The following is a 13,908-nucleotide window of genomic DNA, read 5'->3' on the forward strand; positions in this document are numbered from 1 at the left end:
CGGACTTGTTAGCCCAAGTGAGGTATCGTCAGCCAGTTGCTCCTCTTATTGTAGCTTAGGCACGAGATGGAAAGAAAGCCGGACTGGCTGCCCGGCTTTCCTGTCCAAATTTATTGTAATAGTGAGGTAATGGCTTATGAAACTGTGGGCAGGCCGGTTCCAGAAGGAGACCGACACCCTGGTAAACGACTTCAACTCCTCCATCACCTTTGATGCCCGGCTCTATCAGGAGGACATCGAGGGCTCCATGGCCCACGCCGCCATGCTGGGCAGGCAGGGCATCATCGAGGAGCACGAGGCAGAGAAGATCATCGACGGCCTGAAGGCCATTCTGGAGGACATCAAGGCCGAGCGGGTGGAGCTGACCACCGACAACGAGGACATCCACATGAACGTGGAGTCCCTGCTCACCGGACGCCTGGGGGAGACGGGCAAGCGGCTCCACACCGCCCGCAGCCGGAACGACCAGGTGGCGGTGGACTTCCGCCTCTTCGTCAAGCGGGAAATCCCCACCATCATCCGCATGTGCCTGGACCTGGAGAAGGTGCTGGTGAAGAAGGCCCAGGCCAACCTGGAGACCGTCATGCCCGGCTATACCCACCTCCAGCGTGCCCAGCCCACCACCTTTGCCCACTACATGATGGCCTATGCCAATATGTTCCGCCGGGACGTGACCCGGCTGGAGGACTGCCTGGAGCGGATGGACGAGTGCCCCTTGGGAGCGGGCGCCCTGGCCACCTCCACCTATCCGGTGGACCGGTTCCAGACCGCCGCCGCTCTGGGCTTCGCCAAGCCCACCGACAACTCCATGGACTCGGTGTCCGACCGGGACTTTGCCATTGAATTCCTGTCCGCCTGCTCCATCCTGATGATGCACCTGTCCCGGTTCTCCGAGGAGATCATCCTCTGGTGCTCCTGGGAGTTCAAGTTCGTGGAGCTGGACGACGCCTACTCCACCGGCTCCTCCATCATGCCCCAGAAGAAGAACCCGGACGTGGCCGAGCTGGTCCGGGGCAAGACCGGCCGGGTGTACGGCTCCCTCATCACCCTGCTCACCGTCATGAAGGGCCTGCCCCTGGCCTACAACAAGGACATGCAGGAGGACAAGGAGCCGGTGTTCGACGCCATTGACACGGTGGAGATGTGCCTGCCCGTGTTCACCGCCATGCTGGATACCCTGACCGCGCTGCCCAACAACATGCGCAAGGCGGCCTCCGGCGGCTTCATCAACGCCACCGACTGTGCCGACTACCTGGTGAAGAAGGGCATGCCCTTCCGGGAGGCCTATATGATCGTGGGCCGGCTGGTGAACATGTGTATCAAGACCGGGGAGACTCTGGACACCCTGCCCCTGAAGGACTTCCGGTCTATCTCCGCCGTCTTTGATGAGGACGTGTACCACGCCCTGGAGCTCAAGACCTGCGTCAACGGAAGAAAGGTCTACGGCGGTCCGGCCAAGGAGGCCGTGGAGCAGCAGATTGCCAATATTCAGGCGTTTATCGAGGCGAGAGAAGCATGAAAGCCAATGTGTATATTGACGGCAGGGAGGGTACCACCGGCCTGCAGATCTACGACCGCCTGTCCGGCCGGGAGGACATCAACCTTCTGCTGATAGATGATGACAAGCGGAAAGACCTTACAGAGCGGAAGAAGTACCTGAACGGTGCGGACATCGTCTTTCTCTGCCTGCCCGACGCGGCGGCAGTGGAGGCGGTGGGGCTTATCGACAACCCCAACACCCGGGTAATTGACGCGTCCACCGCCCACCGCACGGCGGCTGGGTGGGTGTACGGCTTCCCCGAGCTGCTGGCGGGCCAGCGGCAGCGGATTAAATTCGCCAAGCGGGTGGCCAACCCGGGCTGCCACGCCACCGGCTTTCTCAGCATCGCCGCGCCCCTGGTGGCCTTGGACATCCTCCCGGCGGACTATCCCGTCACCTGCTTTTCCCTCACCGGCTACTCCGGCGGCGGGAAGAAGATGATCGCCGAGTACGAGGGAGAGGGGAAGGCAGAAGGACTTTACAGCCCCAGAATCTACGGAACTGGTCTCAAGCACAAGCATCTGCCCGAGATGCAGGCCCTGTCCGGCCTGAAATATCCGCCCGTGTTCAGCCCCATCGTGGACGACTATTATAAAGGTATGGCCACGGGAATTCAGCTCCACAACGCCCTGCTGAAGGGGAAGCCCACAGCCCAGGACATCTGTGAGCTGCTGGGCCGCTACTACGAGGACCAGACCATGGTGCGGGTGGCCCCCTGGGGGAGCGAGACCGGCATGCTGGCGGCCAACGCTTTCTCCGGGTACGACAACCTGGAGATCTCCGTCACCGGCACCGGGGAGCAGACCCTGATTGTCTCCCGCTTTGACAACCTGGGCAAAGGAGCCAGCGGCGCTGCGGTACAGAATATGAATCTCATGCTGGGGCTGGACGAAACCACCGGCCTTGCTGTAAAATAAAGGAACAGACCGGCGTGCCTGCGCCGGTACCGAAAGGGAAGTGTGAACAATGAAGCAGATTTCCGGCGGCGTCACCGCGCCCATCGGCTTTACAGCGGGCGGCATCCGCTGCGGCGTAAAGAAGGGCCTGGCGGACGGCAACCAGCCCGTGGTCTCCTCCATGACCGACTATCTCTCCGGCAAGAAGGACCTGGCCATGATCCTGTCCGAGCAGGAGTGTACGGCGGCGGCCATGTACACCATGAACCGGGTGAAGGCCGCGCCTCTGTACATCACCATGGAGCACCTGGAGGACGGCGTGGCCAAGGGCATCATCGCCAACTCTGGCAATGCCAATGCCTGCGCCCCTCAGGGCCATGAGAACGCCAAGAAGATGTGTGAGGCGGCGGCAGCTGCCACCGGCCTCAAGCCCTCCGACTTTGTGGTGGCCTCCACCGGCGTCATCGGCCAGACCCTGAACATCGCCGCCATTGAGGCGGGGGTGCCCGTGCTGGCGGGACAGCTGAAGAAGGAGGGCGGCTCTGACGACGCGGCCCACGCCATCATGACCACCGACACGGAGAAGAAGGAGATTGCAGTCACCACCGTCATCGGCGGCAAGACCGTGACCATCGGCGCCATCGCCAAGGGCTCGGGCATGATCCACCCCAACATGGGCACCATGCTCTGCTTTGTCACCACCGACTGTGCCATCACCCACGAGATGCTCCAGGACGCCCTCCACGAGATTGTGCCCCGCACCTTCAACCGGGTCACCGTGGACGGAGACACCTCCACCAACGACATGTGCGTGGTGCTGGCCAATGGCATGGCGGGCAACCCCCTCATCGAGTGGAAGGACGACAGCTATACCCTCTTTGTCCAGGCTCTGCACCATGTCTGCGAGTACCTGGCCAAGTGCATCGCCGGAGACGGCGAGGGTGCCACCCGTCTGGTGACCTGCCGGGTGTGGCAGGCCCGCAGCGAGGAGAGCGCCGAGCGCCTGGCCAAGGCGGTGGTGGGTTCCCCCCTGGTGAAGGCGGCCATGTTCGGCGCCGACGCCAACTGGGGCCGTGTGCTGTGCGCCATGGGCTACTCCAAGGCTCCCTTCCGGCCCGAGTACGTGGATGTGAAGTTCGCCTCCGACCTGGGGGAAATCCTGGTGTGCCAGAAGGGCGCCGGGGTGGACTTCGACGAGGAGAAGGCCAAGAACATCCTCTCCCGGGACAGCGTGGTCATCGACGTGTGCCTCCACGAGGGAGAGAGCGAGGCTTCCTGCTGGGGCTGCGACCTGACCTATGACTATGTAAAAATCAACGGGGATTACAGAACCTGAGAAGGTGACCCCATGGAGGCGAAGGCAATGTCCGATTCCCATGTGGAGCGGGCCAAGGTTCTGGCCGAGGCCCTGCCCTATATTCAGAAGTACTACGGCAAGACCGTGGTGGTGAAGTACGGCGGAAACGCCATGATCTCCGACGAGCTGCGCCACGCGGTCATCTCCGATATCATCCTGCTCCACCTGGTGGGCGTCCACGTGGTGGTGGTCCACGGCGGCGGGCCGGAGATCAGCGACATGCTGAAGAAGATCGGCAAGGAGTCCCACTTTGTGGACGGCCTGCGGTATACCGACCGGGAGACCATGGACGTGGTCCAGCAGGTGCTCTGCGGCAAGGTGAACAAGAACCTGACCGCCATGATCAACCACATGGGCGGCCACGCCGTGGGCCTGTGCGGCCTGGATGCGGGCCTGTTCATGGCCCGGCAGCTGGACGAGAAGTACGGCCTGGTGGGTGAGATCACCCACGTCAACCCCGCCATTGTAAACGACAGCCTGAACGACGGCTACATCCCGGTCATCTCCACGGTGGCCCAGGGGGAGGACGCCGAGACAGCCTACAACATCAACGCGGATACGGCGGCGGCCAAGCTGGCGGTGGCCCTCAAGGCCGAGAAGCTCATCCTGCTCACCGACGTGCGGGGCCTTCTGCGGGACCCCCACGACGAGGACACCCTGCTGCCTGTGGTGGAGCTGTCCCAGGTGCCCGGTCTGGTGAAGGACGGGGTCATCACCGGCGGCATGATCCCCAAGGTGGACTGCTGCGTGGAGGCGGTGCGCTCCGGCGTGAAGAGCACCATCATTCTGGACGGGCGCATTCCCCACTCCATCCTCATCGAGCTGCTGAGCGACGAGGGCGTGGGCACCATGCTGCTTTGACAAGCGGGAGGAGACAGTCTATGACACATGAGGAACTGAAAACGCTGGACCGCCAGTATGTGATGCAGACCTACGGCCGCTTTGACGTGGATCTGGACCACGGCAGCGGCGCCACGCTGTACGACCTGGCGGGCCGGGAGTACATCGATTTTTCCAGCGGCATCGGCGTCAACTCGGTGGGCTATGCCCACCCCAAGTGGGTGAAGGCGGTGGCCGACCAGGCCGGCAAGCTGGCACATATTTCCAACCTGTTCTACTCCCAGCCCTACGCCAAGCTGGCCGAGCAGCTCTGCCGCCGGGCGGGCATGGCGGACGCCTTTTTTGCCAACTCGGGCGCGGAGGCCAACGAGGGCATCATCAAGCTGGCCCGCAAGTACAGCTTTGACAAGTACGGGAAGGGCAGGGGCACCATTATCACCCTGAAAAACTCCTTCCACGGCCGCACCATCACCACCCTGACCGCCACCGGTCAGGACGTGTTCCACAACTATTTCTTCCCCTTCATCGACGGCTTCCGGTACGCTGAGGCCAACAACATGGAGAGCGTGGCCGAGGTGGCGGGGCACGACGTGTGCGCCGTCATGCTGGAGCTGGTCCAGGGGGAGGGCGGCGTGCTGCCCATGGACCAGGAGTTCGTCCACGAGCTGGCGGTGCTCTGCGCCGAGCGGGACTGGCTGCTGCTGGTGGACGAGGTCCAGACCGGCGTGGGCCGGACGGGCACCCTCTTCGCCTTCCAGCAGTACGGCATCCTGCCCGACGCGGTGTCCTTCGCCAAGGGCATCGCCGGCGGCCTGCCCATGGGCGGCTTCCTGGCGGGGGAGAAGTGCCGGGACGTGCTGGGGCCGGGCACCCACGCCACCACCTTCGGCGGCAATCCCATCTGTGCAGCCGCCGCGCTGGCGGTGCTGGACATCCTGGACGAGGACACTCTGGCCCAGGTCAAGGAGAAGGGAAATTACCTCCGGACCCGGATCGAGGGGATGGGCCTGGACTGCCTGGGCGCCACCCGGGGCCTGGGCATGATGATCGGCGTGGAGGTAACCGGCGGCCACACCAACAAGGAGATCGCCGCCAAGCTGATTGAGAACGGCCTGCTGGTGCTGACGGCGGGCAAGGCCCTGCGCCTGCTGCCCCCGCTGGTCATCACCCGCGAGGAGATGGACAAGGGTCTGGAGATTATGGAGAAGACCCTCAAGGAACTGTAACGGAAGGAGTATAGTAAAGATGCAGAAGGACCTGCTGAAGCTGCTGGATCTGACCAAGGAGGACATCATTAAAATCCTCAACGTGGCCGACCAGATGAAGTACAACCAGAAGCACGGACTGACCCACAACTACCTCCAGGGCAAGACCCTGGCCATGATTTTTGAGAAGAACTCCACCCGCACCCGCGTCTCCTTTGAGACCGGCATGTTCCAGCTGGGCGGCCACGCCCTGTTCCTTTCCGGCAAGGAGAGCCAGATCGGCCGTGGTGAGCCCATTGAGGACACCGCCCGGGTGCTGAGCCGGTACTGCGACGGCATTATGATCCGCACCTTTGGCCAGGACGAGGTGGAGACCCTGGCCAAGTACGCCTCCATCCCGGTCATCAACGGTCTGACCGACTTCGCCCACCCCTGCCAGGTGCTGGCCGACCTGATGACCATCCGGGAGCACAAGGCCCGGCTGGAGGGGCTGAAGCTGTGCTTCATCGGCGACGGCAACAACATGGCCAACTCCCTCATCGTGGGCGGTCTGAAGTGCGGCATGGACGTGTCTGTGGCCTGTCCCGAGGGGTACGACCCGGACCAGAAGGTGCTGGATTTCGCCAAGACTGTCACGGACTGCAAGTTCCAGCTCTGCCGGACGCCGGAGGAGGCCGCCGTGGACGCCGACGTGATGATCACCGACGTGTGGGCCTCCATGGGCCAGGAAGGGGAGAAGGCCGCCCGTGAGAAGGCCTTTGCCGGCTTCCAGGTCAACGACGCCCTCATGGCGCTGGCCCACGAGGGCTGCATGGTGCAGCACTGCCTGCCCGCTCACCGGGGCGAGGAGATCACGGCGGAGGTCTTCGAGGCCCACGCCAACGAGATCTTCGACGAGGCGGAGAACCGTCTCCACGCCCAGAAGGCGGTCATGTTCCTGCTCATGGGCGGCGAGCACGCCTGAGCAGCAGTGCTGTCGCTCCTGTGCAATCAAACCGTTTTTCAAACTGTCAGAGGTTAAAAATGGGGCAGCCTGGCGAAACGGCTTTTTCGACAGACTGAAACACCCCCGCCGGACCGCATATGCCGTCCGGCGGGGGTGTCTGTGTGTCCGGCGGGTTATTCCGCCTGATAGAGTGCCAGCTTCTCTGACAGGACCTGAAGCGTCTCATCCAGCGAGGCCTCGCCGGAGAAGTAATCGCCCGTGTTGTCCAGCAGCAGCTGGAGCACGGCGCTGTCCCAGCGGCAGGGGGTGTCCAGTGCCTTCAGCCGCTGGAGCATCTCCTGCCGGACGTCCTCGGGCGGATAGTAGACATACAGCTCCACCGGGACGGAAGCTCCCTCGGCGTCTGTCAGGGTGGTGCCGTACATGCCGAAGCTGTCGTCGAACCGAGCGGGGTCCTGCTGGGCGGAGGCGTCCAGCGCCGCGGTGTTGACGGGAAGCCCGGTGCCGAAGCTGTTGCCCTGCACCTCCTCGGACAGTGCCGTGCGAAGGAACTCCTCCGCCAGGGTCTGCCGGGTGCTCCTGGCGTTGATGCCCAGTACAGTACTGGGCAGGAATACGTTATTGTGGAACAAAAGGTCAATAGTTCCGCCGTTTTCCGCGTCAGCGGAGGCCTGGTAGGCGGGATAGAAATCGCTGTACGCGGTGAGAGAGCCGATGTTGATTCCGGCGGCGCCCACCATCCAGTTCAGCGAACCGAATATAAAATCAAAGTCGCTGCTGCCGTCGTCGTAGGAGGGAACAGCACTGTCCAGGTCGCGGATCTGCTTCAAATCAGAGAGAAATTGGGAGAGGGCCTGGAGATCGGCTGTGCCGTCGGAGGAAAAGAGCTGTTCATAGAAAAGAGGGAAGAAGAACCGCAGCAGGGTGGCCGGGTTGGTGTAGCAGAGGGGATGGGCGTAGCTGCTCTGGTTGTCGCTCAGCCAGCCGGCCAGCTCGGTCAGGCTGCCGCAGGCCGCCAGACACGCCTCGGAGCCCTGCATCATAGGCACCAGGAAACGGGCGGAAATGGCGGGGCAGCTTCCGTCCTCCCGGCGGTAGGCGCCCGCCTGGTTAGGGAGCACGGTGCCGTCGCCGGTCAGGCTGTCCAGCAGGCTGCCGAGATCGGCCAGCACGCCCTTTTCCGCATAGGCCTCCAGGCTGACATCATCCAGCATGAGCACATCCGGCCCCTTTCCGGCTGTGAGCTGGGTGTTGAGGGTGCGGAGAGCGTCGTCCCGGGTGATGCCGCTCTCCTCCGGAATGCCCACCTGATAGTTCACCTGGACGTCCGGGTGATTCTTCTGAAAGACCTCGATGGTCTGGAGAATGTCGGGGGACTCGCTGAGGGACCAGACCGACAGCTCCTGGGCGGGGATGGTGGGTACGTCGGGGTCATAGACGTAGGAGAAAAGGACGTAGCTGCCGGAACTGCTCCGATAACCCAGCACATAGAACTGCTGCTCGTGGACGGCCATGGAAATCAGCATCAGAGACGGCGAACTGAGGGTGAGCAGGCTGCCGTCGGCCAGCTGTTCCACCGCGCTGTTCTCCGGCTGAGCACGGCAGATTCCGCCGGCGTCGGCAAAGAAGAGCCCATCTTCACCATTGGTGCTCAGCAGCCGGAGCCTGTCGGAGCCGTTCTCCAGGCTGACCGTGGTGGGACAGGTGACCCGTGCGGTCTCCTGCCCGCTCTCCAGGTCGTACCAGACCAGATCGCTCCCCGTTGAGACAACGGCAGAGCTTCCGCTGACCGTATATCCGGCCATGGGAGAGGTGTCGGAAGAGAGGGTGCGGAGCAGCTCGCCGCTTTCGCCGTCCACCTGAATCAGGGAGAACCAGCGCTCAAACAGGAAATCCCCGTTGTCCGCAATCTGGAAGGAGCGCACGCTGCTGCCGTCTTCCTCCACAGCGGGGATGCTCCAGGGCAGCTCTGTGCTGGTCCCGTCCCCGTCCAGGCGGAGCAGGCATTCGGCGGGCAGCTCGGCCTCCTGATGGCTGTAACACAGCCACAGACTGCCGTTTTTATCCCAGGCGGCACAGCTCACTATGACATCGCTGTCCTTATCATCCAGTGCTGTGAGCGCGCCGGGGGTAATGTCTGTCCAGGAGCCGCCGCCATCCTCTGAACGGGACAATGTCAGATATACCTGGCCGCTGGTATCCTTTGCGGTATAGGCCAGCAGCTCAAGCGCGCCGTCATCGCAGACGCGGAAGCCCAGAACCTCGAACAGCGCCGTACCGGGAAGCGGCCGCTCCGCCTCTACGTAACGGCCCATAGCGGCCGTGCCGCCGCTCTGCCCGGTGCAGCCGGACGGCAGAAGCAGAAGGGCCGCCAGCAGGGCGGCCAAAAGTGTGTTCCATCGTTTCATAACAGTTCGCCTCCGAAAACAGGGTGGAGAAAGCATAGCAGGGCAATCTCTAAGGCTTTCTCCAAAGAGGGAAAGAAGAGGAGAAAGGAGTTTCGCAAAAATTTTAGAGAACTTAGAGAAAGACGTGATAAACTATATCACAACACAGGGAAAACCGGAATGGAGAGAGACCGCATGCGGATACTGATGGTAGAGGACGACAAAAAGCTGTGCGAGGCGGTGTGCTGGCGGCTGGAGCGGGAGGGCTTCGCCGTGGATGTGTGCAGCGATGGGGACGACGGCCTGCGCTGGATTCGCCAGCAGGCCCACGACGTCATTCTTCTGGACCGGATGCTGCCCACGCTCAGCGGCACCACGGTCCTGGAGCGGATGCGGGCGGACGGCATCTCCACGCCGGTTCTGGTGGTCACCGCGCTGGACACTGTGGCCAACCGGGTAGAGGGGCTGGAGGCCGGTGCGGACGATTATCTGGTCAAGCCCTTTGCCATGGAGGAGCTGATTGCCCGCATCCGCGCCATGGGCCGCCGGCCCAGACGGTGGGAGAGCGCCGCACGGCTCCAGCTGGGCCAGGTGCTGTATGACAGCGAGGAGCGGATTCTCACCGGCCCCCAGGGGGCATGCTCCCTGTCCCACCGGGAGGGGGACCTTCTGGAGGTGCTGCTCCGCAACCCGGGCCAGACCCTGCCCAGAGGGGTGCTGCTCTCCCGGGTGTGGGGGCCGGACGCGCCGGTGGAGGACGGAAATCTGGACAACTATGTCTATTTCCTCCGCCGCCGGCTCCGCCAGGTGGGCGGAGGGCTGGAGCTGAAGACCGTGCGGGGCGTGGGCTACCGCCTGGAGCGGACAGATGGCTGAACGGGGGGAGCGGGCGCTGTTTCGGCGGCTCCGCCTGCGGCTGACCGTGGTGTGTACAGCGGTGACCGGATTGATTCTCCTGGCCATGGCCTGCGCCGCCCTTGCGGTGGGGCGGGCCCAGCTGACGGCCAGGGCGGAGGCGGCCTTTGAGAGCGAGGTGAACGCCATATGCTACCATCTCCGAGGCCAGACCGTGGTGGACCACACCTGGATTGCCCAGACAGAGGCGGGCGGGCTGACGCTGTACCTGGAGCTCTCCGGAGCACCGGTGCTCTATCCGCCGGGGCAGACAGACCCGGAGCGCGCTGCTCTGGTGGCACTGGCCCGGGAGAAGGCGCTGGAGGCCTTTGCCTTTGACCTTTCCGTGCCGCCGGATGGCGCGTTTCAGCAGGAGCGGCAGATGTTCCAGTTTCAGGACGGGGCAGGACAGCGGTTCCGGGCGGCGGCGGTGCGGATTCCCCAGGAGCAGGGGTGGATTGGACTGCTGGTGCTCCGCTCCATGGCGGGAGAGGAGCGGGAGGTGCTGATACAGTGCGCGGCGGTGTTTTCCTTTGCGGCTCTGGCTCTGGTGATGCTGGCGGTGTTCGCCTGGCTCTTTACCCGCCGGGCCATGCGCCCTCTGGAGGAGAGCAGAAGGCGGCAGACGGAGTTTATTGCCGCGGCGTCCCATGAGCTGCGCTCGCCCCTGGCGGTCATTCACGCCAGCCTTTCCGCCGCCGGGGATGCGCCTGACGAAAAGCGGCGGCACTTCCTGTCCCTTGCGGACGGCGAATGCATGCGGATGTCCCGTCTGGTAGGGGATATGCTGAGCTTGGCCAATGCGGACAGCGGCAGCTGGAGTATATGCCGGGAGGAGACGGAGCCGGAGACCCTGCTGCTGGACAGCGCCGAGCATTTTGAGGGCAGGGCGGGGGAGAAGGGCATCCGCCTGCTGGCGGAGCTGCCGGAGGAGCCGCTGCCCCGCTGTCAGTGGGACCGGCAGCGGATTTCCCAGCTTCTCTCCATTCTGCTGGATAATGCGGTGTCCTATACGCCTCCGGGCGGCGTCATCCGCCTCAGCGCCCGGCAGGAGGGGGACTGGATCAGGCTCCGGGTGGCGGATACCGGTCCGGGCATCCCGGACGAAGAGAAGGCCCGGGTGTTTACCCGTTTTTACCGGGCGGATCAGGCCCGGACAGGCCGGGAGCATTATGGCCTCGGGCTGTGCATCGCCCTGGAGATTGTGCAGCTCCACAGCGGGGAAATTACGGTGGAGGACGGCGAGACAGGCGGTGCGGTGTTCTCCGTATGGCTGCCGGCAGAGTAAAAAAGGAGCAGGACCGGGGGTTCCGGTCCTGCTCCTTTCTGTATGGACGGATTGTTTTACTTGCGGATAAAGAGGATGCCCAGGGTGTTGGGGCCGCAGTGGGTGGACACGGTGCAGCCCGCCCTGGTCTCCAGGATTTCTTGAAAGGGAGCGTATTGGGCGATGGCGGCCCGCACCTGGTCTACGGTTTCCTTGGGAGCGGTGGAGTAGGTGATGAAAATCCGATCGGTCTCCAGGTCGGTCCGGCCCTGGAGCCGGTCCTTTACGTAGTCCAGCACACACTTTTCAAAGGTGCCCCGGTACTTCTTGGCTACGCCCATCTTGCCATCCTTGACCTCAATGCAGGGCTTGAGCCGGAGCAGGTTGGCGCCCAGCATGGCCACGGCGGAGCAGCGGCCGCCCTTGACCATGTAGTCCAGCCGGTTGAGAATGAAGCTGGCCTCTACCCGGCCGGTCAGGTCCTTCAGATAGGAGACGATCTCCTGGGGGGACATGCCGCGCTCTGCGGCCAGGGCGGCCTCAATGACCACCAGGCCGTGTCCGGTGGACAGATTGCGGGAGTCCACCACATAGACATTGTCAAACTCCTCCGCCGCAATGCAGGCGTTCTGATAGCAGGAGGAGAATTCAGCGCTGATGTTGATGTGGATGACAGCGTCGTGAGCGGGGGAGAGGCGGGCGAACACATCCCGGTACTCGCCCACGCTGACCGCGGTGGTGGAGGTGATGTCCCCGCCAGCGTCCACATGGCGGAAGATATCGTCGGGGGTGATCTCCAGGCCATCCCGGTAGGGCTTGCCGTCCTTGACGATGGTGAGAGGGACGATTTCAACCTGATAGCGGCTGACCAGTTCAGGGGAGAGATCACAGGTGCTGTCGGACGTAATTTTGATGGACATAACGACTCCTTTCCAGCGGCAAGACAAGGCGGAGCGGCGGTGAATGCGCTGTCAGTAAAATAGAATCGGGCAGATGGAAATTCAAGGGAAACTATATCGCACCCGATATGATTATTTTAAGCGTCAAAAATTGGATTGTCAATCCACCGGAACGGGGCAGAAAACAAAATAAGAACAAATTGAAAAATCTTACTTGAACCCCCTATGCAAAAGAGGAAAGTTATATTAAAATAAAGTGAATTACAATGCTCCCCTGCGGGGGAACCAATATGACAACGAAAGGGTCGAGTTTATGACGGAACCTCAGTATAAGCGGGTACTCATCAAGATCAGCGGTGAGGCACTGGCGGGAGACGCCTCCCGGGGCCTTAACTTTGACGTAATCAACAGTGTGTGCAGCGTCATCAAGAAGTGCAGCGACACGGGCGTCCAAGTGGGCGTTGTCGTGGGCGGCGGCAACTTCTGGCGGGGCGTGAAGGACGGCGGCGGCAAGATGGAGCGCACCCGCGCTGACCATATGGGCATGCTGGCCACCACCCTCAACTGCCTGGCGCTGGCCGACGTGCTGGAGCAGATGGGAGTGGAGGTCCGGGTGCAGACCGCCATTGAGATGCGCTCCATTGCCGAGCCCTATATCCGCTCCCGTGCCATCCGGCACCTGGAGAAGGGCCGCGTGGTCATCTTCGGCTGCGGCACCGGCAACCCCTTCTTCTCCACCGACACCGCCGCGGTGCTCCGGGCCGCCGAGATTGACGCCGACGCCATCCTACTGGCCAAGAATATCGACGGCGTCTACTCCGCCGACCCCAATAAGGACCCCACCGCCGTGAAGTACGACTCCATCACCTATGATGAGATTCTGGCCCGTCACCTGCAGGTGATGGATTCCACCGCCACTTCTCTCTCCATGGATAACAAGATCCCCGTTATTCTCTTCGCCCTCAAGGACCCGGAGAACATCTACCGGGTGGTTATGGGAGAAAAAATCGGAACAATTGTCAAGGAGGCACAGTGAGATGAACGAAGCCAACAAGGAATTTGACGCAAAGATGCAGAAGACGGTGGACGTGGTGAAGAGCGACTTCGCCAGTGTCCGCGCCGGCCGCGCCAATGCCGCCGTACTGGACAAGATCACTGTGGACTATTACGGCGTGCCCACTCCCCTGAACCAGGTGGGCGGCATTTCCTCCCCCGATCCCCGCAGCCTGGTCATCCAGCCCTGGGACGCCAAGCTGCTCAAGGCCATTGAGAAGGCCATCCAGACCTCCGATCTGGGCATCAATCCCCAGAACGACGGCCGTGTGATCCGTCTGAACTTCCCCCAGCTCACCGAGGAGCGCCGTAAGGACCTGACCAAGCAGGTCCGCAAGTACGCCGAGGCGGGCAAGGTGGCCATCCGCAACATCCGCCGGGACGCCATGGACAAGTTCAAGGCCATGGAGAAGAAGTCCGAGATCACCGAGGATGACCGGAAGGAGCTGGAGAAGGAGCTCCAGGACCTGACCGACAAGCGCTGCAAGCAGATTGACGAGCTGACCGAAAAGAAGGAAGCTGAGCTGATGGCCGTGTAACGGCCTGCCCGGCCCAGTGAACGCATACGCACGGAGTCCGGTCGCCCGGGCTCTGTGCAGCAGATTGCCACGCCAGCATGTCGTG

The 13,908-nt window shown here is 62.8% G+C and carries 12 protein-coding genes; 10 read left to right on the top strand and 2 right to left on the bottom strand.

Going from position 1 to position 13,908, the window contains the following annotated elements; genetic code table 11:
* Positions 1-136 precede the first annotated feature (136 nt).
* From argH to argF, 6 genes are read left to right on the top strand one after another with little or no spacing between them, the layout of a single operon-like run.
* On the top strand, positions 137-1,519 hold the full coding sequence (gene argH, locus ACOX7T_RS10705; protein ID WP_433442581.1) for an argininosuccinate lyase: 1,383 nt from the start codon (positions 137-139) through the stop codon (positions 1,517-1,519).
* Complete coding sequence (argC, locus tag ACOX7T_RS10710; RefSeq protein ID WP_433442583.1) at positions 1,516-2,457, top strand: N-acetyl-gamma-glutamyl-phosphate reductase; 942 nt, start codon at positions 1,516-1,518, stop codon at positions 2,455-2,457. The genes argH and argC overlap by 4 nt, the downstream gene beginning before the upstream one ends.
* A gap of 49 nt (positions 2,458-2,506) precedes the next feature.
* Positions 2,507-3,772 carry a bifunctional glutamate N-acetyltransferase/amino-acid acetyltransferase ArgJ gene (argJ, locus tag ACOX7T_RS10715; protein ID WP_433442585.1) on the top strand — a complete coding sequence of 422 codons (1,266 nt, stop codon included), beginning with the start codon at positions 2,507-2,509 and terminating at the stop codon, positions 3,770-3,772.
* Between the two features lie 27 nt (positions 3,773-3,799).
* On the top strand, positions 3,800-4,654 hold the full coding sequence (argB, locus tag ACOX7T_RS10720; protein WP_433442587.1) for an acetylglutamate kinase: 855 nt from the start codon (positions 3,800-3,802) through the stop codon (positions 4,652-4,654).
* 20 nt (positions 4,655-4,674) lie between these two features.
* Positions 4,675-5,859 (top strand): aspartate aminotransferase family protein, encoded by a 1,185-nt coding sequence (locus ACOX7T_RS10725; protein ID WP_433442589.1) that lies wholly within the window; start codon positions 4,675-4,677, stop codon positions 5,857-5,859.
* Positions 5,860-5,878: 19 nt separating this feature from the next.
* Complete coding sequence (gene argF, locus ACOX7T_RS10730; RefSeq protein WP_433442591.1) at positions 5,879-6,802, top strand: ornithine carbamoyltransferase; 924 nt, start codon at positions 5,879-5,881, stop codon at positions 6,800-6,802.
* Positions 6,803-6,957: 155 nt separating this feature from the next.
* Here the strand turns inward: argF and ACOX7T_RS10735 are convergent, their stop codons facing one another.
* Positions 6,958-9,192 carry an extracellular solute-binding protein gene (locus tag ACOX7T_RS10735; protein WP_433442593.1) on the bottom strand — a complete coding sequence of 745 codons (2,235 nt, stop codon included), beginning with the start codon at positions 9,190-9,192 and terminating at the stop codon, positions 6,958-6,960.
* Between the two features lie 174 nt (positions 9,193-9,366).
* Here ACOX7T_RS10735 and ACOX7T_RS10740 point away from each other — a divergent pair, with 174 nt between their 5' ends.
* Together ACOX7T_RS10740 and ACOX7T_RS10745 are read left to right on the top strand one after the other, a co-directional pair.
* On the top strand, positions 9,367-10,047 hold the full coding sequence (locus tag ACOX7T_RS10740) for a response regulator transcription factor (protein ID WP_433442595.1): 681 nt from the start codon (positions 9,367-9,369) through the stop codon (positions 10,045-10,047).
* Positions 10,040-11,353 (top strand): sensor histidine kinase, encoded by a 1,314-nt coding sequence (locus ACOX7T_RS10745; protein WP_433442597.1) that lies wholly within the window; start codon positions 10,040-10,042, stop codon positions 11,351-11,353. The genes ACOX7T_RS10740 and ACOX7T_RS10745 overlap by 8 nt, the downstream gene beginning before the upstream one ends.
* Positions 11,354-11,409: 56 nt before the next feature.
* Here the strand turns inward: ACOX7T_RS10745 and ACOX7T_RS10750 are convergent, their stop codons facing one another.
* On the bottom strand, positions 11,410-12,252 hold the full coding sequence (locus tag ACOX7T_RS10750) for a DegV family protein (protein ID WP_433442599.1): 843 nt from the start codon (positions 12,250-12,252) through the stop codon (positions 11,410-11,412).
* A 292-nt stretch (positions 12,253-12,544) separates the two neighbouring features.
* Between ACOX7T_RS10750 and pyrH the strand changes: the two genes are divergently transcribed.
* Both pyrH and frr read left to right on the top strand, forming a co-directional pair.
* Positions 12,545-13,267 (top strand): UMP kinase, encoded by a 723-nt coding sequence (gene pyrH / locus ACOX7T_RS10755; RefSeq protein WP_433442601.1) that lies wholly within the window; start codon positions 12,545-12,547, stop codon positions 13,265-13,267.
* Position 13,268: 1 nt separating this feature from the next.
* A complete protein-coding gene (gene frr, locus ACOX7T_RS10760) occupies positions 13,269-13,823 on the top strand; it encodes a ribosome recycling factor (protein WP_433442603.1) in 555 nt (184 codons plus the stop codon).
* The last annotated feature ends 85 nt before the right edge of the window (positions 13,824-13,908 follow it).

The sequence above is a fragment of the Pseudoflavonifractor sp. genome (genome assembly GCF_050943825.1).
GTDB lineage: Bacteria > Bacillota > Clostridia > Oscillospirales > Oscillospiraceae > Pseudoflavonifractor.